The organism is Flavobacterium sp. HJSW_4 (assembly GCF_042436695.1).
In the GTDB taxonomy this organism is placed as follows: Bacteria; Bacteroidota; Bacteroidia; order Flavobacteriales; family Flavobacteriaceae; genus Flavobacterium.
Window position 1 is genome coordinate 107,809 of record NZ_JBHNPP010000016.1, and the last position, 24,893, is coordinate 132,701.

Below are 24,893 nucleotides of genomic sequence, written 5' to 3' on the forward strand. Positions count from 1 at the left end.
AATTGAAATGACTTCACTGAAGTTATTTGGGAAAATGAAGAGGTAATAATCTAAAAGTACTAATTATGAAAAAAAATATAAAAACGCTGTTGTTGGTTTCTTTGGCTTTTATGGCAGCTTGTAATAATGATGATAATAATACTCCGGCAGAAGTTCCAGTAGTTCCAGGTTCTGCTGTTTTTACAAAGTATGTGGCGCTTGGAGATTCTTTTGCTGCAGGTTATAGCGATAATGCTTTGTTTAAGAAAGGACAAGAGAATTCATATCCGAATATTTTAGCGCAGCAATTTGTAGCTGCAGGCGGCGGAGCTTTTACGCAGCCGCTAATGAATGATAATATTGGAGGTTTGCTTTTGGGAGGAAATGTAGTAGCAGGAACTCGTTTGTATTTTGATGGACCAACTCAAACTCCTGTAAATGTGGTAGGAAAGCCAACTACAGAAGTTACAGCTCATCTTACTGGAACATTTAATAATTTAGGAGTTCCAGGTGCTAAAAGTTATCATTTGCTAGCAGCAGGTTATGGTAACGTTGCTGGTGTTGCAGCAGGATTGGCAAATCCATATTATGCAAGATTCTCAAGTACAGCTACATCTACAGTTTTAGGTGATGGTGTTGCACAAGATCCAACTTTCTTCTCTTTGTTTATTGGTGGTAATGATGTTTTGGGATATGCAACTTCTGGCGGAACTGGAAAAGATCAGACAGGAAATCCTAATCCAGCTACTTATGGGGCAAGTGATATTACAGACCCAGCAGTTTTTGCTAATGTATATGCTAATTTGGCTACTGCTTTAACAGCAAAAGGAGCAAAAGGTGTTGTGGCAAATTTGCCATACATTACTACTTTGCCTCACTTTACGACAGTTCCTTACAATCCGCTTACGGCTAAAGTAATTGGAAAAAATAATGAAGCTGTAGGTGTGGCTACAATAAAAGCTCTTAATACACAATTGTACGGTCCGTTAAAACAAGCATTAACCGCTTTTAATGCTGGTGATAGAATTAATTTGCTTTCTGAAACTGGTGCAAGTCCATTATTAATAAAAGATGAAAGTTTAACAGATTTGAGAGTGCAACTAACAGCGGCATTTACTCCAACATTAGGAGCGCAGAACGCGGCTTTTTATGGTGCGGTTTTCGGACAAGCGAGACAAGCTAAAGCTACAGATTTAGTTGTATTGACAACTAGACCTGATATTGGTACTGCGCCGACAGCTGCCAATTCTGGAATCGGTATTGCTCCTCCAGCTCCGTTAAATGCATTCGGAATATCTTATCCTTTGCAAGATAAGCATGTGTTGATTCCAACGGAAATTGCAGAAATTAAAAAAGCGACAGATGCATATAATGTAACAATCGAAGCTGTTGCAAAAGAAAAAGGTCTTGCATTTGTAGATACAAGAGCAACTATGACACAATTGGCTAATGGAGGAATTAGATTTGGCAATTTCGTAATGAGTTCTTCTTTTGCGACCGGTGGTGCTTTCTCTCTAGATGGTGTGCATCCAAGTGCGAGAGGTTACGGCTTAATTGCAAATATTTTTATTGATGCTATTAATGCACAATATGGCTCGACACTGCGCCATGTTGATTTAGGAGTTTATCCAATTCAGTATCCAGCGACACTTCCATAACATTAAAAAAAGGAAAACATAAAAAACCGCTCATTTTTGCCAATGAAGCGGTTTTTTCTTTTGATGAAAAAAATGCTGTTTTTGTTATTTTTTAGACAAGTTTTATGAATCAAACAAAATCATGCTATTTTTTATGAAAAAAAAATTGATTTTATATTTTAAAAAATTATCTTTGCGCTCTGAAAAAAGAGGTATTTTCGATAAACCTAAATAGCTATTTAATAAATACATAAGTAATGTCAAAAGTAATAGGAAAAGTTGCTCAAATCATTGGACCAGTAGTAGACGTAGTTTTCAACGGTAAAGATGTTGAACTTCCAAAAATTTATGATTCACTAGAAATCACTAAAAAAGACGGAACTATTTTAGTTCTAGAAGTACAATCTCATATTGGTGAAAACACTGTTCGTACCATTTCTATGGATTCAACAGACGGTTTAAGTAGAGGATATGAAGTAGTTGGAACTGGAAATCCAATCCAAATGCCAATCGGTCCAGATGTATATGGAAGATTATTTAATGTTGTTGGAGATGCCATTGACGGTTTAGGCGAATTGCCAAAAACTGGAGAGAACGGTCTGCCAATTCACAGACCTGCACCAAGATTTGAAGATTTATCAACTTCATCTGAAGTTTTATTTACAGGTATCAAAGTAATCGATTTGATCGAGCCTTACGCAAAAGGAGGTAAAATTGGATTGTTCGGTGGTGCTGGTGTTGGTAAAACAGTATTGATTCAGGAGTTGATCAACAATATCGCAAAAGGTCACGGTGGACTTTCAGTATTCGCTGGAGTAGGTGAAAGAACACGTGAAGGAAATGACTTGCTTCGTGAGATGTTAGAGTCAGGAATTATTAAATACGGTGATGATTTCATGCACTCTATGGAAAATGGAGGATGGGATTTATCTAAAGTAGATATGCCAGGAATGAGAGAGTCTAAAGCTACTTTCGTTTTCGGACAAATGAATGAGCCACCTGGAGCTCGTGCTCGTGTAGCACTTTCAGGATTATCTATCGCTGAGTATTTCCGTGATGGGGCTGGATCTGACCAAGGTAAAGATGTATTATTCTTCGTTGATAACATCTTCCGTTTTACACAAGCAGGTTCTGAGGTATCAGCACTTTTAGGTCGTATGCCATCTGCGGTAGGTTACCAACCAACATTGGCAACTGAGATGGGAGCTATGCAAGAGCGTATTACATCTACAAACAAAGGATCTATTACATCTGTACAAGCGGTTTACGTTCCTGCGGATGACTTAACTGACCCGGCGCCGGCTACAACTTTCGCGCACTTAGATGCAACAACTGTATTGTCTCGTAAAATTGCTGAGTTAGGTATCTACCCTGCAGTTGACCCGTTAGATTCTACTTCTAGAATCTTAACTCCACAAATTTTAGGAAATGAGCACTACGACTGTGCACAAAGAGTAAAAGAAATTCTTCAAAAATACAAACAACTTCAAGATATCATCGCGATTCTTGGTATGGAAGAGTTATCTGAAGAAGATAAACTTGCAGTATCAAGAGCACGTCGTGTACAACGTTTCTTGTCTCAGCCATTCCACGTAGCAGAGCAATTTACAGGTATCCCAGGTGTATTAGTTGATATTAAAGATACTATCAAAGGATTTAACATGATCATCGATGGTGAGTTAGATCACCTTCCAGAAGCTGCTTTCAACTTGAAAGGTTCTATTCAAGATGCAATTGAGGCTGGAGAGAAAATGTTGGCAGAAGCTTAATATAATTATGAATTATGAGTTATAAATTATGAGTTTCATCTCACTTATAACTCATAACTCATAACTCATAACTAAAAAATTATGATTTTAGAAATAGTATCACCAGAAGCAAAATTATTTTCAGGAGAGGTAACTTCGGTTAGCTTGCCAGGAGTTAATGGAAGCTTTCAGATTTTAAATCATCACGCGCCAATTGTTTCTATTCTAGAAGAAGGAACAATTAAAATTGCAGCTCCAAGCTTCAGTTTTTCTAAAGAGGCTGCTGATAAATTTACGAGAGTGAATGACCAAACTTATACTTTAGAGATTAAGTCAGGAACAATCGAAATGAAAAACAATAAGATTATTGTATTAGTTGACTAAGACAATTTCAGAATAAGTAAAAAAAGCCAGACAGTATTGTCTGGCTTTTTTTATGCTTTAAATTAAAAGTGATTTTTATTGTAAATGGCTATATATCATAAAATTAACAAATTAAGCCAAAAGCCAAAATAAAAAATTGTAATATTTTACTTAACATGTGCTACGTTTGTAGATGTTTAACATTTAAAAAAAATAGTATGAAAAAAGTTTTTTAGGAATGCTGCTAATTGCATTAGGTTTTGGGACAATGTCTCTAACTACAAATTCTGAGAATGTTACTAAAGCTTCAGTAAACAATCAAAAAGCGATTGAAACTGAAAATGTTGTCGTAGGACCGACATATACCGCTCCATGGCTTGGTGATTGTTGCGAGTCTCCTTTTAGCGCCATTTATCGTGACATTGCTAATCGTGGATATGACCCAAATACGACTAGTTATATGATGATTAGCGTTGGAACTAATACTGTCACCTATACAATTACGAATTAAATTTTATAGTATTCTATATTAATATAGAGCCGTATATGAATTATATAAGAAGAGGAATCTGGTATTCCTCTTCTTTTTTTCTTATTTTTGAAGTATTAAAATCTCTTTGTAAAATATTTGATCAATTGTAAAAGCTCAGTAAGTTTTTACGCTTATGCTTCGTCTTGTATGATGGAGCATAACTTATTTATGTCAAATTTTATAAAGGTATATATGGAAAATATATCAAAAGTTGCCGTTTTAGGCGGTGGCGGAAGAACTGGAAAATATCTTGTAAACCAGTTATTAGAAAACGGATTTAGTGTAAAACTTCTACTAAGAAATCCAGACAATTTTACTATTCAAAATTCAAAAATAGAAATCATTAAGGGCGATGCTATTAATGAAGAATCGATAAACCTATTGCTCAAAGATTGTCAAGCGGTTTTATGTGCTATAGGTCAACGTCGGGGAGAGCCTTTGGTTGCGAGCCAAGCGACAAAGAACGTTTTGAGGGCCATGAAAAATTATAGCATTGAAAGATATGTTTTGTTGGCCGGATTAAATATCGATACTCCATTCGATAAAAAAAGTCCAAAAACAACAATGGCTACCGATTGGATGAAAACGAATTTTCCTGAAATTCAAAAAGACCGACAATTTACTTATGATCTTTTAAACGAAAGTAAAGTAGATTGGACGCAAGTTCGAGTTCCGTTAATTGTTTTTTCTGATGATAGTTCTGAAATCTCTGTTGATCTTGAAGATTGTTTAGGAGATAAAATTACTGCAATGGACATCTCGAAATTTATAGTAAAAGAGATGGTCGAATCTAATTATAGTAGAAAATCACCTTTTATAAGTGCGGTTTAAATTTAGAAAGACAGCGGGCTCTAGCAGCTCGCTGTTTATTTTATTCTAAAATGAATTGCCTAACTTTGTTTTTATGGAATTGCCAGAAAGTCTTAATCTTAAAATTGAAAGTTCTAAACAGAACGGTCTGTTTAGAAAATTGCCTGTGTTTAATAATCTGATCGATTTTTCTTCAAATGATTATATCGGGTTTTCTAAATCAGAAACTATTTACAAGCATACGCACGCTTATTTGTTAGAAAGTGAAATTTTTCAAAATGGTGCTACAGGTTCAAGATTAATTTCGGGAAACCATTCTCTTTATCAAATTGCAGAAAGTTTTATAGCGGAATTTCATGAGGCAGAAACGGCTTTAATTTTTAATTCGGGCTATGATGCCAATTTTGGTTTTTTTAGCGCTATACCGCAAGAAAATGATGTTGTTTTATATGATGAATTATGTCATGCCTCAATAAAAGATGGTATTGCCATGAGTAAAGCCCAATCACATCATTTTATTCATAATGATTTTGAAGATTTGGAGCAACTTATCCTTAAATTTTCAGATGCTACAATTTACATTGTGACTGAAACGGTTTTTTCTATGGATGGAGATTGCCCAAATTTGGAAGAATTGATACAGCTTTCAGAAAAATACAATTGCTATTTGATTGTTGATGAAGCTCACGCTTTGGGAGTCTTTGGGGAAAAAGGCGAAGGCCTTACTCAATATCTGCAATTGCACGATAGATTTTTTGCTCGAATTGTAACTTTTGGAAAAGGTCTAGGTTGTCAAGGCGCAGCAATTTTAGGAAGCATTGCCCTTAGAGAATATCTAATCAATTTTGCTAGAAGTTTTATTTATACTACGGCTTTATCTCCTCACGCTGTTGCAACAATTTTTACGGCCTATCAGCAGTTGGAAAACGAAAAAGAGGCCATTGAAAAGCTCCGCCAGAATATTGTGTTTTTCAATCAGCAGAAGAATTTATTGGGTTTAAAACCGATGTTTGTTCATAGTAAATCTCCAATACATTCTGCCATTGTTCCTGGAAATAAAAATGTAAAAGAGTTGTCAGAGAAACTCCAAAATAAAGGATTTGATGTTCAGGCTATTCTTTCTCCAATTGTTCCAGAAGGTCAAGAACGTCTTCGTTTTTGTATTCATAGTTACAATTCAAAAGAAGAGATCAATGAAGTTTTAGAATTGGTTAGAGATTTTATTTTCTAATTATAAAAAGAATTTTTCGTTGTTTCAAAAATGATAAAAACAAGAAACCCATCTTTTAAGATGGGTTTTTGTTATTAATTAAAGATGATTTTCTTTGTGACTGTATGATTATTTTCAAGAGTTACTTTTACTAATAAAACTTGGTTGCTAGAATACAAATTGGCGATCTGTAATTCTTTTGCTTCAATTTTATTTTTGTTGAAAAGTGATTGGCCTCCGATTGTAAAGATTTGTACTTCCTTAATGTTTTCGATGCCACTTGTTACATTTATTACTTTTGATTTTACAGCAACTAAAACTCCATCTGCTACATTTTCAAAATCATCTGTGCCTAATGTTTTGTTCGTGTATCGTAGTATAAAACGATCTGTAAAAGTTCCGACAGCAGTTTTGAAAGTGTAATTAGAAGAACGTAGGTCAGTTATAGTACCTGTAGTTTTATCTTCCAGATAAACAGCTTGTTTGTTGAAGAAACCATCTGCGTGATCTATCGAGATTGTAAACTGACTTTCAGCAGTTGATTTATAACCAAGAGGAATTGTTTCTGTATTGTCAAATGGTAAAGCTCTTGCCTGAATGGTAAGTTTCTTAGTTTCATTTATACTATAGAAATCAACATATGTATTGCCAGACAACGTCGTAGCATCATAATTATAATCGAAGCTATTTGTTGCGCCTTCTGCATATCCAATTAGCATTTGTTTAAATGCATCTTGGTCGTTGCTTAAATTTAACCATAAACGGTTTACTTCAATTTCAGCTTCTTTTGCTGTGGTTTTGAAAAACTGTGTGTTATTTGCTTTCACACGCTGGCTATTGGTAAATGTAATAGAAGTTACTTGTGGTTTTAAAATAAATGCTTGTCCTACACCAATATATCCAGAAGGTGTTTCTCCTCCAGTTGTAGCTTTTGTTGATCCAAATAATGTTAATACTGCATAATCAGGGCTGCTGTATGTGTATGTGTTGCTTCCGTTTTCTTTTTTTGGAGGCGAAACGTGTGTCCAAAAATATAGTGGTCCAACATTTCCATTGTCTCTAATAAATTGGCGCCCATCAATAGCAGATGGATAAGGGTTTCCAATTAAGAGAAATTTATCAGCTGTAGTTGAAATTGGAACATCTCCATTGTTTGGTGTTCCATAGAATTTTCCAGTAAAGTCAGTACGAATTAGACTGTCAAAAGACTGTGGCCCTCTAATGCTGTAACCTTTTCCAACCTCCATCGGCATTGTTCCATACATGTTGGTTGCCCATTTGAAATCAGAAGTCCAGTAAAAATACTTGTCAGCTAAAGTTTCTGGAGATAAAGTGTTCATTTTAAAATCTTTATTGTCTACAGGTGCAGACCAATAAGTCAAATCAAAACGATTAATTTTGGTTGTTCTCTGTATTTCAAAAGCTGTTGCGCTTCCTGTAAACAAATTTTTGCTGGTAGAGGTTTGTAATAATGATCCACCAGATTGTACAAGTAATTTACCTCCCGTTCCTACGCTTATATTTTCATCAACAGTTAAAGTAACATCTTTTGGAACTGTTAATGTAACATTTGGATTAACAGTACAAGAACAAACTGTAAGATCTGAGCTTAAAGTGGTGTTTTTATTAATAACCAAACTGCTTCCATTTTGAATAGTGCCAGTTCCGTCATAAATAACATCAGTTTTGGTAAAGTTAATTGCAAGGTTTGCATCACCTCCATCTTCTCTTAAACGAATTTCGACTCTAGAATTACTGTTTAAAGCGTAAAGTTGTCCAGGATTGATTATAAACGATGCATTATTCCAACCATTTTGAGAAGAAATCAAAACATCATCAATGTAAAGTTCATACGCGTCATCATGATTTACATGTCGTAATTCATATAGACCACAATCAAATCCTTTACGTTTGTAAACTACTGTAAAGTTGTTGTCTGGAATTTGAGAACCTTGCCAGATTGTTGCTGAAGATGGTGATTTATCCTTTGGCCAAAAATTTGCCGAATTTGGATTTAAATTAGGATCAACATAATAACCAGCGTATCTTACATTGCTTAATGTGATATCATTGTTAACATAGCCGTATACATTCCATACTTTATTTCCGTATTCAGAAGGATTTCCTTTTTGCATACCATAGAAGAAAGATACTCTTGCATCTCCTCCGTCTTCGTAATATTCAAGAACAAATTTATGTGTGCCAACGCTTAAATTTTGCGTAGCATAGTCTGTTGTATATCCGTGGCCGTTCCATCTTGTAATTAAAGGTGTTGCTGCGTCATCGATATAAAGTCTTATTCCATCATCACTTCCAAGGTCAAAACTGTATAAACCGGCTTCGGTAATAGTTGCCAGCATTTGGTATCTCACAAAGAAACGATCTACAGGAGCAGCGACACACGGAATATTTGTAGTTGCACCAGCAACAGCGCCTCCTCCAATATTTCTATCAAAGTTTTTGTTTTCAGTTACAGTTCCAATATAGGTTGCAATAGTTGTATTTGGTAAAGCTGGATATGAAACATTTGGGGGCATGTTTGCATTATCCGCCATTTTATAAACATATCCAATCCATGAATTAGATTCGAAAGTGGTTTGATCACCCGCTGGCGTGCAAGGTGCCAATTCATGGGCTCCCATGTATGGTGTTATTCTAGGATTGTTGTCAATGTCTGTTGTTACAGTTGCAATTAAAGTTCCTGTAAGTGTTTTGTTTACGGCATTTTTATCATCCAGATATAAGTTGTTGCTTAGAAATAACGGATTTCCATTTTTAGAATTGACATCTTTAGTTGTTGCCTGTTTCCATTCGTCGAGAGTGGTTTTTTTATTCGTTGAAGTGTAATAAGTTCCAAATGTACCTACATACTGTGAGCTATAGTAATTATTATAATTTAATATTGGGAATTTTGAAATATCTGCTGATTCGAAATATACAGCAAAACGTTCACTTCCTGAAGTCTGGGCATTTACAAATATATTGTTTCTAATATCAAAATCAGAACCCTCTCTTACATATAAAGCAGATGAGCATCCAGTAGGTTGGTTAGTAATAAGTTTTACGGTATTATGATATAATTTAACAGTTGCGCCATTATCAATATAAATACCAAATGCATTTTGACCGCTCACACCGCCACCTCCAGCTGAACTCACATCAAGTACAAAGTTGTTGTATAGTAATTGATTGTTTCCTGTTGTGTAAATTCCACTGGCAGTTACTGATTGGTCAGAAATAATAGAACTAATTTTATTTTTAAATATTGATGCGTTATTCCCTTCTACTTTAATTGCTAATGCTCCAACACTAGATGAATTTGAGAAGTAGTTAGAAATTTTGTTGTTAGAAATTGTCGCGTTATCTCCTTTAACGTACATTGGATAACCAATGCCGTAACCTTTGCGGTTTTCTATATTTGAGATAGTATTGTTTGAGACAATTCCATCATTGGCATCTTCTAAATATATCCCAGAAAAAGTAAGGTTACCATCAAAATTAGAAGGGATTTTGATTTCATCAAGTATATTTCCTGTTATAGTATAATTGCTCACATTTAAAAGAGAAATACCTAAAAATGCTTTTGCGCTTATTTTATTGTTTAAAATTTTCCAACCTGTATTGTTGTTTTTGTTCTGACCTTTTACAACAATGCCTTGTTTAACATTGATAAAGGTTACATTTTGGATGGTGTTGTTGGCGTTGTTTGCATTATTGAAGCTTTCGTCTGAAGCCAAAACACCTGTAGATGTTGTTCCTATTTGATCTCCTAGCGTATTTAATTCAATGGTTAAATTTTTAATTGTATTGTTCTCAGACTTTTTGTAGAACCAAACACCAACTCGACTAGAATAATTATTATTGTTATCATCAAAGTTGTTGTAAATTTTTAGCTTATTGTCAGCAACCGTATTATTTCCATCAATGATAATATACTCAGCATTATTAAATGCAATTAATGCTCCATTACTAACTTTTCCAGAAATGATAATTTCTTTTCCATCATTCGGTCTTATAGTTACGGTGTTTTTATCCTTGTTCTTAAAGCTAGGAATTGTTAACTGAGTAGCTAAATTTTGATTTTCATTCAATAAAAACTGAATGTCTCTATCTATTCCCTCATCTTTCAGTTTTTGAATTGCTTCTGGAAGATTTTTGAAATCTGCACCAGTGGAACCAATGGTATAATTACGATTTAATTGAGCAAATCCAAAAAAAGGCAATAAAAACAAAAGTAAAAGTAAAGTTTTTTTCATGTTAAATGTTTTCTATCAATTTGTTATGCTGGCATAGGACTTTTCGAACCCCGGCAAAGATAGATACATCTACGAGCTAGAATTTATTGAGGTTTTGAGAACCCCCATTTAATCGATGAATTGTTAAAATAATCGACGAACTACATTAAAAATTTTAATGTTCGACAATAATTCTTATAAAACTGTTGAAAAAAGTATAGGAATAATCGCAACAAAACGAGTTTTTTGAGGCTGTTTTTTACGATTTTGGAATGAAAAACGTCAGATTTGGCATAAAATGTTCAAAAACAGAATAATTTATAACCAAACGTTGTATGGGCTACGAGGCTTTTAAAGCAGTTTGAAGGAAATTCAAAATTTAAAAAAGGAAATGAAAAAAATCTTTTTCAGTAGACAGAGAAAAAGAAATTAGTTTTCTTCTAATTCTTTTACTTTTTCATAAACTAAATTGCTTTCGAAACCTCTTCGAAGCATATAGTCACAGAATTTTTTACGTTTTTTTAGAAGATTGGTTTCTGAAATACTATTCCAGCATCTTTCTGCTAGATTTTCAAAAGTCTCATAATATTCTTCTGTAGAAATTTCTTTCAAAGCCAAAGTAATATTTGTTGATGAAATATTTCTCGCTTTTAGTTCATTTGTAATTCTGATTTTTCCCCAATGTTTAATTCGGTGTTTACCTCTGGCAAAGCTGCAAGCAAAACGAGTTTCATTTAGAAAATTCCCTTCAATTAACTGAACTACAATAATATCGATCTCATCCCGAGTCATTTTTAGGCTGTATAATTTAGCCACAACTTCATCATGACAGCGTTCTTGGTAAGCGCAAAAGTGTTCTAGCTTTTGTAAAGCTTCTTTGATCGTGAAAGTGCTGTTCGTCGGGTTTTTCATGTATTTTAACGTTTAAATCAAGTAATAGTCAATTAGTTATAAAATAATTCTGAAATTTGTTAATATTTTATCAAAAGAAATAAATTATAACCTTGTGTATTAGGCTAATTTAAATATTTTTGTACGGAATTTAACATTTTTAGATTTCGGCCTAGAATGCCAGAATTTAACATTTTAGGGTTCAGCTATTTACCAGAAAGAACTTGTTCTTTTAGGAAGAAATGCCTTTTTTGCTTAAAAGCAAACCAAAAACAAATTTAAAACAAATACCTACTGTATTATGATGAGAAAATTACTTTACTCGTTTTTATTTCCCATTTTTAAATCTTTACCCAAAAGATTATGCACGCCAAATTTAATTTTGCTTTGCATTGGGATGTTTTTTGCTTTTGGGAATTCGGTTTCAGGACAAATTACCCAACAAATAGCGTGGACTAAGGCATATGACTCGGCATCATTGACAGGCACTGGGGTAAGTTTCGCTACTACTCCGGGCTCTAATCGTGTTTTGGTAGTAGCAATTGCGACAACATTTAACAGAAATGGAGGAGATGGTACACAAGCAGATCCCACTATTTCTTATGGTGGAGTTAACTTAACCAAAGCAACTGGTAATGGATCAACAAATGGACGTGTTCATACTTGGTTATATTATTTAAAAGATAATGTAGTTATGGATGGTTCTTCATATGCTCTTAATGTAACAGGAGGTGCTGTGAGCGGTTCAACGACAGGAAATATGACAGTTTGGTATAGTGTGTTTGATAATGTTAATCAATCGCCATTAACTTATACAACGGGAAATGGTTTTGATAATAGTAGTCCTACTGGTGCGACTGCTAGATTAAGTGGATCAATGGCTGTAAATACGAATGAACAAGCTGTTTATATTTCTAACACATACAATGAAAGCGCAAATACGACTCCCGTTTATACAATAAATAGCAACTGGACAAGTGGAGGTACAAATAACGGAGGGATTAATGGTGGAAATGCTTATGCTTGGAAAAATGAAGTTACAAAAAGGAATATTCCAACTACAAATTTAAATGACCAAGCTGCAACATCGGCAATGACTCCTAATGGAGCTATTCGATATTGCATGTCGGCTATGAGTTTTCCAAGGGCAATTCCAACAATTACGAGTTTTGGCTCTCCAAATGGTTGCGTTGGTGGCTCTATAACTATAAATGGAACAAATTTAGCAGGAACTACTGCTGCAAATGTAAAAATTGGAGGTACTCCAGTTACGGCTATAACTTCTATTAGTGCATCACAAATAATTGCTGTAATCGGAAATGGTACAACAGGAATAGTAACGGTTACAAATGGTAGTGGAACAGCAAACAGCCCATCTAATTTTACTGTTAATCAGCTTCCAACAATATCAAACGCAGGTCCAGATCAAACAGGCAACAGTACCTCTTTTGCATTGGCTGCTAATGCGCCTACAGTAGGTACAGGAGCATGGTCAGTGGCTAATGGCCCTAGTACTCTTACAAGTCAATTTAGTAATACTTCTATCCGTACAGCTACATTTACTCCAGCAGTTTCTGGAACATATGTCTTGAATTGGACAATAACCAATACGAATGGTTGTACATCAACAGATCAGGTTATAATTTCTACTTGTGTGAGTAATTTAATAAAAAACGGCGATTTTAGTGCTGGTAGTGCCAATTGGACTTTTGCCAGTGCATTAGGAGATAGAGTTGAAATTAATCAGGAGGGAACATATTTTACCACTACAGGTAGTAATGATAATACAGCAGAACTAGATTCGGAAGCATCATTGAAACAAACAGTAACAGTTGTTCCAAATGTGCCTTATACGTTAAGTTTTATATATGCTAAAAGACCAGGAGCTCCTGAAAATGTTGCGGTTAATATTAGAGTGTTAGGTGCATCGTATTCTGCTTCAACGAGTTATAGGACAAACGTCAGTACTACTGCTCAAATAGGTTCTTTTAGTTTTACACCGACAAATTCTTCAATTGATATTGAATTTTACAATCCCGAGAATCCATCTGCAACTTTTGGTTCTATAATAGATAATATCGTTTTATTGCCAAGTTCTCAAGTCGTTCCGATTGCGACAACAGTGCCTAAAGGTACTTTTAAAACTTTAGAAGCTTGTGCAGGTGTGCCTGTTCAACTGGATGTGGAGAATGTTCCTGCATCTGGCGTAACGTATTCTTGGGCAAGTACATCTCCAGGAGCTGTATTTTCTTCGAATAATATCAAAAATCCTACAATAACTTTTACTGGATCAGGATTACAAAATGCAACAGTTACGGTAACTTCGCAAGGTGGTTGTGCTTCGGCTCCTTCTACTACATATGTAAATGTAAAAGCTGCCCCAACAGTTTATACTGTTACTGGAGGAGGGGCATACTGCTCTGGCACTACTACTGGAGTTGCTATTGGTCTTTCTAATTCGACTAGCGGGGTTAGCTATCAATTAAAATTGGATGGGAATAATAGTGGAAATGTCGTATCAGGAACAGGATCAGCAATTAGCTTTGGTTCAAAAACAACAGCGGGAACTTATACTGTAGTTGCTACAAATGCTTCTCCAAATAGTTGCTCTTTAAATATGAACGGAAGCGTAGTAGTTACAATAGATCCAATTTCTGTTGGAGGAAGTATTGCAGGTAGTACAGCAGTTTGTTCCGGAACCAATAGTACAACTTTGACATTAAGTGGCCACACTGGATCAGTTACAAAATGGCAGTCTTCACCATCGAATACATTTTCACCAGTTACTGATATTCCTAATTCGGCGAATACGACTTTAATAATAGGTAATTTAACAACAACTACTTACTATAGAGCTGTGATTAAAAGCGGAACATGCTCTTCTGCAGAGAGTAGTATAGCAACAATAACTGTTAATCCGCTACCAACACTAACAGCAGTAAAAGATAAAGATTTCACTTGTGAAAGCGGGGGAACTGTGATAATAAGTAATTTACCAGCAAACTGGACAATTAACCAAACTGGACAAGCGCCACAGACTATCACTGGAACAACTAGTTCAAGAACTATTACTGGACTTGCTGCAGGAAATTATAATTTCACTGTAACTAATAATGCGTCAACTTGTACGTCCAATGTAGCTGCGATTACTATTAATAATCAAACTTCTTCTACAACATGGAATGGTTCAGGATGGTCTAATGGACTTCCAGACGGAAACAAAAGTATTATTATTGCTGTAGCAACATCAGTAGCAGCTACACAGCCTTTTACCACAGCTACTCCTGATATATATGGATGTTCTCTAACAGTTAATTCAGGAGCCGTAGTGACAATACCAAGTGATGTGACATTGCATATCACGAACATAGTAGCAACAAACGGACAGTTAATATTTGAAACTAATTCGAGCTTACTTCAGACTACAAATGCTGTCAATACTGGAAACATCGTTTATAAAAGAGCGACTTCAATACGTCGTTTCGATTTGACTTATTGGTCAAGTCCAGTAACAAAAGCAGGTGGTTTTACAATGCATGATTTTTCGCCAACTACTCTTGGAGATAAGTATTTTTATTTTAATCCAAGTTCTACCTGGGTAACGAACATGAACGGAACAATGAGTATGGAAACTGGAAACGGTTATAGCATTAGAGGTCCGCAAGAATTTGATACAGTTACACCAAGTACTTTTACTGGTACATTTACTGGAGTGCCAAATAACGGAGATATAACGGTTACTGGAATACCAAATAACGGAGTTGTAACGATGCCAATTATTATCGATAAATTCTTCTTATTTGGAAATCCTTATCCATCAGCGATAGATGCGGCGAAATTATTGGAAGCTAATAAAGATGTATTAGGGCCACTTTATTTCTGGACACATGCTACGGCTCCAGCAAGACCAGTGGGAGATAATACTTATCGCTATAGTAGTAATGATTTTACAGTTTTCACACTTGCTGGAAGTACAGATATTACGGGCTTGACAAGCAAACCATTTGCAGGAATGATTGCGGCGGGTCAAGGATTTATTGCAAAACCAAAATCGACACAAATACATTTTAATAATGGAATGCGTGTAGGTGGAACAAATAATGGTGAATTCTTTAAAACAGCTAAAACTACTGGCCTTGAAAGAAACCGTATTTGGTTAAACATTAAAAATGCTGAAGGTGCTTTCAAACAAATACTAGTAGGTTATGTTGAAGGTGCTACAAACAGTGTAGATTATAATTATGATGCTGCGACGTTGTCAGGCAATACATATATTGATTTCTATAGTATAAATGAAACTAAGAAACTGACAATTCAGGCAAGAGCTTTACCATTTGACAATACTGATACAGTTCCTTTAGGATATAAAACTACTATCGAAGGCGATTTCACTATTGGAATAGACCACGCAGATGGATTCTTTGATAAACAAGAAGTTTATTTAGAAGATAAAACAACAGGAAAGATCATTAATTTACGTAATGAAAACTACACATTCAACACGGTAGCTGGAACTTTTACAGAGCGTTTTGCTATTCGTTACACAAGTAAAACATTAGGAACAGGTGATTTTGAAGATCTTGAAAGTAGTGTTTTAGTTTCAGTGAATAATAAAGTAATTAATATTACTTCTTCAAAAGAAACAATCAAAGATGTGAATGTTTTCAATGTGGGAGCTCAGTTATTATACAATAAAAATAAAGTGAATTCTCAAGAATTACAGATTAGCAATTTACATTCTGCAGATCAGGTTTTATTAGTTAAAGTAACTTTAGAAAATGGTTCGACAGTAACTAAAAAAGTAATTTTTTCTAATCTCTAATAAAAAATAATACTTAAAAAAGCCCATTCTTTTTATAAAGAATGGGCTTTTTTTATTTTACGAAATATCCCTAAATCTTGGTATTGTATTTTTTATGAAGGCTTTATAAATTTAATCCGATTCTTACAATTGTGAATTTAATTATATAGTTTTGATTAAAAGTTTATTTTATTCGTTAGTTCTGATATCACTACCGATTCAAAAGATTTTCCCACAACAGGGCAAAGTTGACAGCACATTCAATGTTTTAGATAATGGTCAAATTGGTGATGGTTTTGACAGTACAGTTCGAACTTTACTTATACAGAAAGACGGCAATTTACTTGTAGGCGGTGATTATTTGAGTTTGAATGGAACATCTATTTCTTATCTGAGTCGCTTAAATCCAGATGGATCTATAGATGAAAGGTTCAATACTGGAGCAGGTTTTAATGGTAAAATTTATGCTTCTTGTTTACAAGCAGATGGAAAAATTATAGTTGGAGGCAGCTTTACAAATTACAATGGAATTAGTTCTGGAAGAATAATTCGTTTAAATACTGACGGTTCTTATGATACCACTTTTGATACTGCAATTGGAGCAACTACAGGAATCATATATGACATCGCTTTACAGTCTGATGGAAAAATAATTGTTGTAGGAAGTTTTACAAAATACAACAATAATACTGTAAACAGAGTAGTGCGCTTAATGCCAGACGGAACACCCGATGCTACATTTCTTACCGGTTCTGGGTCTGCATTAAATGTTACGCATGTAAGGATTTCATCAGACCAGAAAATACTTCTAACTGGCAATTTTACTTCATTCAATGGCGTTTCCGTAAATCGTATAGTTCGGCTAAACCCTAACGGGACCATTGATTCTGGTTTCAATATTGGTGTAGGTTTCAACGATGATGTCAATGCGATTGCTCTTCAATCTGACGGGAAAATGGTTTTAGGCGGTAATTTTACTCTTTTCAATAATAATATCGCGAATAGAATTATTCGTTTGAATGAAGATGGAACCCCAGATGAAAGTTTTTTAAGTGGTTCTGGTTTCAGCAAAGAGGGGGTTCAAACCATCAAGATTAATAAAAATGGAGACATCATGGTTGGAGGCTCCTTTACTGGATTTTATAATAATACAGAAGTAATAAGACTAATTTTTCTCCAATCAGACGGGAGTGTAAAACCGAATTTTGATATTGGTCCTGGACCTGCATCTGCTTCGGTACTTGCTTTAGAATTTGACGACGAAAATTCTTGGTTTGCGGGAGGTTCATTTACTGTTTTTAATGGCCAAAATCAGGGCCGATTAGTAAAAATTAATAATGTCGGAGAACATGATATTTCATATCTAGCTTCCGGAATCGGATTCAATAATTCTGTTCTTACTATTTTGCCTCTTCCAAACAAAAAAACAATTGTTGGTGGTAGTTTTAAAAAGTTTAATGGAAATCTAGCTTCCCAAATTACTTGTTTATTAGAAAACGGAATGATGGATCCTGCTTTTAACACTGGAAATTCTGGAAGTAATAATTTGATAAAAACTACCGCTTTACAAACTGATGAAAAGATTGTGCTAGGAGGGAATTTTACAAAATATAATGAAGTTACTTATAATCGAATTGTTAGAATATTTTCAAATGGAGAAATTGATAATTCCTTTAACATTGGCGACGGATTTAATGCAGAAGTTTATGCGCTAGCAATTCAGTCTGATCAGAAAATAATTGCGACTGGAGCATTCACAAAATATAATGGAACAACTGTCAATAGAATTGTTAGAATACTCTCAGATGGAACAAAAGATCCGAGTTTCAATATAGGCTCTGGTGCTGATGGTACTATAGAAAGTGTAGTGATACAATCAGACGGAAAGATTCTGATTGGGGGACATTTTAAGAGTTTTAATGGATTCCCTTTTGCGGGTTTGGTAAGGTTGAATCCAGATGGAAGTATTGATGCAAATTTTAATATCGGAAATGGCTTCGATAAGTATGTTTATGCCATTACACTCCAATCCGATCAGAAAATTATTGTGGGAGGTTCTTTTCTGAATTTCAATGGCATTTCAGAAAAACGGATTCTTCGATTAAATAGCGATGGAAGTCTTGATAGTACATTCCATTCAGGCGTAGGTTTTAGTAAAGGTGATGTTCGTGCTATTTTAGTGCAACCAGATGATAGAATCTTAGTTGGAGGAACTTTTTCAGGAACATATAACACTATTTCTTCCTCAAGATTGATTCGATTATTGCCTTCGGGATCCTATGACAGTTCTTTTGTAGCTCCACTAAACAATACGCTGTACGCAATGAATTTTAGTGAAGATTATAAATTGATAATTGGAGGGAATTTCAATTCCGTTTCAGGTATTTCAAAACATAGAATTGCTCGTTTAAAACTTTGCGTTAATACAACAACTTGGGATGGGGCTTCGTGGTCTAACGGCTTTCCTTCTGCTGGTAAGGATGTTTACTTTAAAGAGAGTTTTCCAAATTTAACAGCGACTAACATTTGCGGTTGTAATATTGAAAAAGGGAAAACGGTCACCTTACTTGAAAAAAATACACTCAGCATAGAGTTTGCTTACACAGGTGATGGGACACTCGTTTTAGAAGATTCTGCAGGTCTGTACCAAGACGATGACGAGATGGTAAATACAGGAATTGTGCATGTAAAAAGAAAAACAAAACCTGTAATTCGATTTGATCTTACTTACTGGTCTTCACCCGTTGCAGATATGAAAATGTTCGATTTTTCACCTGAAACGCTTGGTGACAAATATTTTTGGTATGACCCGATTTTGTATTGGAAAACAAACATGAATGGAACAATGACAATGATTCCGGGCAGTGGGTATAGCATTAGAGCACCACAAAGTTTTTCTGCTACAGAACGCACAATATTTGAAGGTGTTTTTAAAGGGATCCCAAATAATGGTAAAATAAAAATTGAACTTATCGCGACTGATAAGTTTTATTTAGTTGGTAATCCTTACCCTTGCGCAATAAGCGCAGATGTTTTCTTAAGAGAGAATGCTCCAAAAACAAAAGGGGCACTATATTTTTGGACACATAATACACCGCCAAGAATTACGATTCCAGGAACCAACACATATCGTTATACTATTAATGATTTTGCAGTTTACAATTTGTTGGGAGGCGTTGGTACTCGCTCAGCTTTAAATTCGGGAGTTAGTAATGATGCACCAGATGGAACAATCGCTTCTGGACAAGCGTTTTTTGTAAAAAGTAATGAAACAGGTTATTTAGAATTTAATAATAGCATGAGAGTTCGAGATAAAAACACATCTTTTTATCGACCAGCCCGAGTTTCAGAATTAAAAACCATTAATGAAAAACATAGGTTTTGGTTAAATATTAGAAATGATGGAAATGAGTTTAAACAGCTTTTATTAGGTTATGCAACTGGCGCTTCCAATTCTTTAGATTCGAATTATGATGCAGAATATTTAAGTTCAGGAACACCAGTAGATTTTTATAGCGTTATAGAAGGTAAAAAGCTTGTGATTCAAGGTCGTGAATTGCCATTTTCAGAAAGTGATTCAATTGCTTTAGGCTATTCAACCACAGTCGGGGATAATTTCAAACTTGAAATAGATCATCAAGATGCTTTTTTCATCAATAAATCTATTTTTCTAGTAGATAAAAAATTAAATAGCGTTCATAACCTTTCTGATGGATCCTACCAATTTAATTCTGAAGCAGGTACTTTTAATGATCGGTTTTCGATAGTTTACACCAATAAAACTCTAACAAACAAAGGATTTGAAAGCAATTCTACAAATGTTTTAATATCAGTTAAAAATCATAATATAAATGTTGAATCTTTTGAAGAGAATTTAAAAGAGGTAGCAATATTTGACGTTTCAGGAAATCAATTATATAAAAAAGATAAGCTTGAAACTAAAAACCTAATTATCCAAAACTTGTTTTCTTCACATCAAGTTTTATTAGTAAAAGCCATTTTTGAAAGTGGCAAATCAACTTCGAAAAAAGTGATTTTTTAAAAGTAACTGAACTTATTCAGTAAAATCCTTTTTGTTTTGTTTATGTTGTTGATTTTTAATTAGTTAACTGTTTGTTTTTTCTAAATTAACAGTTTTTTCCTATTTTTTGTATTTTCTGTAATTTAGGTGTTAAAATTATGGGTTTAATACTACATTGATAATTTCAATGTAAATAAAATCGTACCTTGTAGTTGTATTTAGTCGATTAAATACATTTTTAACCGATTAAATGCTTTTCTACAAGCCCTTCAATTAAATTTTTTTTTCAAAAAATACAGTTTAACAAACTGTTTTGTATCTGCCTTAAATTGATTGTAAATAGGAGTATTTCTTAAGACTTGTCTTCCTGATTTTACAATTAATCTTTTTGAGTTTGAATTTGTTTTTCAATTACTAAAATGCCACAAGATGAAAAAAGATTTACTTACTACGCTGAGTTCTTTCAGTTTTTTTGCCCTAAATGATCTTCACAAAAAATTAAAGTTTCTTCTAATTTTAATTCTATCAATTTTTTATACTTCTTTTTTAGAAGCACAAACGAGAACTCATACATTTACTGCAAGCGGTACTTTACTTCTTCCTGCGGGTATGGATGCTGTTACTGTTGAAGCATGGGGTGCGGGAGGTGCTGGAGGAGGTGCTAAGGTGACACCTTTAGAAGGAAGAAGCGGCGGAGGCGGAGGCGGTGGAGCTTACGCAAAAGGGACGATTACTACTACAGGATTATCGAGTTTGGGTGTTGTGGTTGGAGCAGCTACAGCAGGAGGAGCTGGTAATGGAGTTGCAGGAGGAGCATCAAATATAACAGGATTTACAGCTGTTTTCAATGCACCTGGAGGTTTTGGAGGAAATGCGAATATTGCAACCACTTCTGTACCCACTGGCGGAGCCGGCGGAACTGGAGCTATTGGAAATCTAGCAACAGCACCAGGAGAAAGTGGTACAAATGGTAGAGTTGCTGGATTAAGCTTACTTCTTGTATCTGGTGCCGGTGGAAATGCAGGGGGTTATGGTACAGTCACTGGAGCAGGAGCAGGAGGTGCTGCGCAATCTACTCTATTGTTAACAGATTTAGCAGGAACTAATGGCGGAAACAGTGGTGGCGGAGGCGGAGGAGGCTTAAGTTCTAATAATTCACAAATTGGAGGAAGCGGTGCAAGAGGTCAAGCTACTGTTAGTTATACTTGTAAAACATATAGTTTAACTGCAATATCTGCTCCAAATGTTTGTACAGGAAGTACTGTACAAGTACAGCTAACGGGTACTGCAGCAAGTCTGCCAGTAGGTACGTATACGGTAACATACAACATAAGCCGACCAAATAATGTAGGACAAATAGCAACGATGGTAGTGACAACTGCAGGATCAGGAAGTTTTACAGCAACACCATTGACGACTTTAGGGAATAGTACTATTACTGTTACTTCTTTAACTTCAGCAGATTGTACTTCATCTGTTAGTGTGAATAATGTTGTGGATATTATAGTAAGTGCTCAGCCAACCATAACTTTAGGAGCAACGACTGCTGTGTGTACAAGTGCAAGTTTGCAGAATGTAGCATTACCTTACACGGCGGTTACTAATACACCAACAAATTACAGTATTACATGGAGCGCAAGTCCAACAAATAGTTTCTTGCCAGTTACAAATGCTGCTTTACCAGCAAGTCCAATAAGCATTGCCGTTCCTGCAGGAACTCCGGCTGGGACATATACAGGATCTCTAACAGTTAGTAATGCAGCTGGATGTGTATCTGCTGCGGCAACTAATTTTACTATAACAGTAAATCCATTACCAACAATAACATTAGGTGCTACTACTCCAGTTTGTATAAGTTCAAGTGCGCAGAGTACAACATTGCCTTATACGGCTGTAACAAATACGCCAAATACTTATAGCATCACTTGGAATGCCAGTCCAACTAATACTTTTTTACCAGTTTCAAATTTGGCTTTACCAGCAAGTCCGATTAATATAGCGATACCTGCAAATACAGCAGCGGGAACATATACAGGAACATTAACCGTAAAAAATGCGAACGGTTGTACATCAGCAGCAAATAATTTTACGGTTACAGTAAGTGGTCTTCCAACTATTACACTTGGTACTTCAACACCAGTTTGTTTTAGTGCTTCCGCTCAAACGGCCAATCTGAATTATACTGCTACAACAAATTCACCAACGACCTATAGCATTACTTGGAATGCAAGTCCGACAAATAGTTTTGCGCCAGTTTCAAATGCAACGTTAACGTCCAGTCCTATCAGTATTGCGGTTCCCGCTGGAACTGCTGTTGGAACATATACAGGAACCTTAACGGTAAGAAATGCAAACGGGTGCGTCTCAGTGGCAAACAATTTTACGGTTACCGTAAATCCATTGCCGACAATAACATTAGGCGCGACCACCGCAGTATGTACAAGCTCAGTTGCGCAGAGCACAACATTGCCTTATACGGCTGTAACTAATGCGCCTGCTACTTATAGCATCACTTGGAATGCGAGTCCGACAAATACTTTTGCACCAGTTTCGAATGTAAGCTTGCCAGCTAGTCCGATTACTATTCCGATACCGGCTAATACAGCGGCAGGAACATATACAGGAACTTTGACGGTAAGTAATGCAAACGGATGTATTTCAACGGCAAATAATTTTACGGTTACTGTAAATCCATTACCGTCAATAACATTAGGCGCGACCACCGCAGTATGTACAAGCTCAGTTGCGCAAAGCACGACATTGCCTTATACGGCTGTAACGAATGCGCCTACTACTTATAGCATCACTTGGAATGCGAGTCCGACAAATACTTTTGCCCCAGTTTCGAATGTAAGCTTGCCAGCTAGTCCGATTACTATTCCGATACCGGCTAATACAGCGGCAGGAACATACACAGGAACTTTAACGGTAAGTAATGCAAACGGATGCGTTTCAACGGCAAATAATTTTACGGTTACCGTAAATCCATTGCCGACAATAACATTAGGCGCGACCACCGCAGTATGTACAAGCTCAGTTGCGCAGAGCACGACATTGCCTTATACGGCTGTAACCAATGCGCCAACTACTTATAGCATCACTTGGAATGCGAGTCCGACAAATACTTTTGCACCAGTTTCAAACGTAAGCTTGCCAGCTAGTCCGATTACTATTCCGATACCGGCTAATACAGCGGCAGGAACATATACAGGAACCTTAACGGTAAGTAATGCAAACGGATGCGTATCAACGGCAAATAATTTTACGGTTACTGTAAATCCATTGCCGACAATAACATTAGGCGCAACTACCGCAGTATGTACAAGTTCAGTTGCACAGAGCACAACATTGCCTTATACAGCTGTAACGAATACGCCAACTACTTATAGCATTACTTGGAATGCCAGTCCGACAAATACTTTTGCACCAGTTTCAAATGCAACATTACCCGCTAGTCCGATTACTATTCCAATACCGGCCAATACAGCGGCAGGAACATACACAGGAACCTTAACGGTAAGAAATGCAAACGGGTGCTTTTCAACGGCAAATAATTTTACGGTTACTGTAAATCCATTGCCGACAATAACATTAGGCGCGACTACGGCGGTATGTACAAGTTCAAATCCGCAAAGTACGACATTGCCTTATAGTGCTGTAACGAATGCACCTACTACTTATAGCATCACTTGGAATGCGAGTCCGACAAATACTTTTGCTCCAGTTTCGAATGCAACATTATCCGCTAGTCCGATTACTATTCCGATACCGGCCAATACAGCGGCAGGAACTTATACAGGAACTTTAACGGTAAGTAATGCAAACGGGTGCGTTTCAACGGCAAATAATTTTACGGTTACTGTAAATCCATTGCCGACAATAACATTAGGCGCGACCACCGCGGTATGTACAAGTTCAAATCCGCAAAGTACGACATTGCCTTATAGTGCTGTAACGAATGCACCTACTACTTATAGCATCACTTGGAATGCGAGTCCGACAAATACTTTTGCTCCAGTTTCGAATGCAACATTATCCGCTAGTCCGATTACTATTCCGATACCGGCTAATACAGCGGCAGGAACATATACAGGAACTTTAACGGTAAGTAATGCAAACGGGTGCGTCTCAACGGCAAACAATTTTACAATTACTGTAAATCCATTGCCGACTATTACACTTGGTACAACCACGCCAGTTTGTTTTAGTCCTTCAGCGCAAACGGCCAATCTGAGTTATAATGCTACGTCAAATTCTCCAACGAACTATAGCATCACTTGGAATGCCAGTCCGACAAATAGTTTTTTAGCAGTTACAAATGCTGCATTAACATCTACTCCAATCAGTATTGCAGTTCCTGCTGGTACTGCTGCAGGAACATACACAGGAACATTAACAGTAAGTAATGCAAATGGATGCGTTTCAACGGCAAATAATTTTACAGTAACAGTAAATCCATTACCAACAATAACATTAGGAGTAGCTACTGCAGTATGTACAAGTTCAATTGGGCAAAGCGCAACATTGCCATATAGTGCTGTAACGAATGCACCAACTACCTATAGTATTACTTGGAATGCCAGTCCGACAAATAATTTTGTTGCTGTTACAGATGCAACTTTACCATCTAGTCCAATCAGCATTGCTATTCCGGCCGGAACAGCAA

Annotated in this window: 11 protein-coding genes; 9 read left to right on the plus strand and 2 right to left on the minus strand. The window is 35.8% G+C overall.

Annotated features, from left to right (window positions below):
- Window positions 1-65: 65 nt before the first annotated feature.
- The 6 genes from ACE01P_RS15825 (at window position 66) to ACE01P_RS15850 (ending at window position 6,300) form a co-directional block, all read left to right on the plus strand.
- On the plus strand, window positions 66-1,637 hold the full coding sequence (locus ACE01P_RS15825; RefSeq protein ID WP_379699641.1) for a G-D-S-L family lipolytic protein: 1,572 nt from the start codon (window positions 66-68) through the stop codon (window positions 1,635-1,637).
- A gap of 236 nt (window positions 1,638-1,873) precedes the next feature.
- Entirely contained in the window at window positions 1,874-3,385 is a 1,512-nt protein-coding gene (atpD, locus tag ACE01P_RS15830) for a F0F1 ATP synthase subunit beta (RefSeq protein ID WP_379699644.1), read from the plus strand.
- 81 nt (window positions 3,386-3,466) lie between these two features.
- Window positions 3,467-3,748 carry a F0F1 ATP synthase subunit epsilon gene (locus tag ACE01P_RS15835; protein ID WP_129747880.1) on the plus strand — a complete coding sequence of 94 codons (282 nt, stop codon included), beginning with the start codon at window positions 3,467-3,469 and terminating at the stop codon, window positions 3,746-3,748.
- A 217-nt stretch (window positions 3,749-3,965) separates the two neighbouring features.
- The gene (locus ACE01P_RS15840; protein WP_379699647.1) at window positions 3,966-4,238 is read left to right on the plus strand and encodes a hypothetical protein; all 273 of its coding nucleotides are present in this window, start codon (window positions 3,966-3,968) and stop codon (window positions 4,236-4,238) included.
- Between the two features lie 213 nt (window positions 4,239-4,451).
- On the plus strand, window positions 4,452-5,090 hold the full coding sequence (locus tag ACE01P_RS15845) for an NAD(P)-dependent oxidoreductase (RefSeq protein ID WP_379699649.1): 639 nt from the start codon (window positions 4,452-4,454) through the stop codon (window positions 5,088-5,090).
- 73 nt (window positions 5,091-5,163) lie between these two features.
- Window positions 5,164-6,300 (plus strand): aminotransferase class I/II-fold pyridoxal phosphate-dependent enzyme, encoded by a 1,137-nt coding sequence (locus ACE01P_RS15850; protein ID WP_379699651.1) that lies wholly within the window; start codon window positions 5,164-5,166, stop codon window positions 6,298-6,300.
- A gap of 74 nt (window positions 6,301-6,374) precedes the next feature.
- On the opposite strand, the gene ACE01P_RS15855 is transcribed toward ACE01P_RS15850, so the two are convergent.
- Both ACE01P_RS15855 and ACE01P_RS15860 read right to left on the minus strand, forming a co-directional pair.
- Window positions 6,375-10,535, minus strand: coding sequence for a T9SS sorting signal type C domain-containing protein (locus ACE01P_RS15855; RefSeq protein WP_379699653.1), 4,161 nt, complete (start codon window positions 10,533-10,535; stop codon window positions 6,375-6,377).
- A gap of 408 nt (window positions 10,536-10,943) precedes the next feature.
- Complete coding sequence (locus ACE01P_RS15860; RefSeq protein ID WP_379699655.1) at window positions 10,944-11,426, minus strand: regulatory protein RecX; 483 nt, start codon at window positions 11,424-11,426, stop codon at window positions 10,944-10,946.
- A 280-nt stretch (window positions 11,427-11,706) separates the two neighbouring features.
- Between ACE01P_RS15860 and ACE01P_RS15865 the strand changes: the two genes are divergently transcribed.
- From ACE01P_RS15865 to ACE01P_RS15875, 3 genes are all read left to right on the plus strand, one after another.
- Entirely contained in the window at window positions 11,707-16,227 is a 4,521-nt protein-coding gene (locus tag ACE01P_RS15865; RefSeq protein ID WP_379699657.1) for a T9SS sorting signal type C domain-containing protein, read from the plus strand.
- 151 nt (window positions 16,228-16,378) lie between these two features.
- The gene (locus tag ACE01P_RS15870; protein ID WP_379699660.1) at window positions 16,379-20,248 is read left to right on the plus strand and encodes a T9SS sorting signal type C domain-containing protein; all 3,870 of its coding nucleotides are present in this window, start codon (window positions 16,379-16,381) and stop codon (window positions 20,246-20,248) included.
- 408 nt (window positions 20,249-20,656) lie between these two features.
- The coding region (locus ACE01P_RS15875; protein WP_379699663.1) for a beta strand repeat-containing protein at window positions 20,657-24,893 on the plus strand (4,237 nt) is incomplete at its 3' end.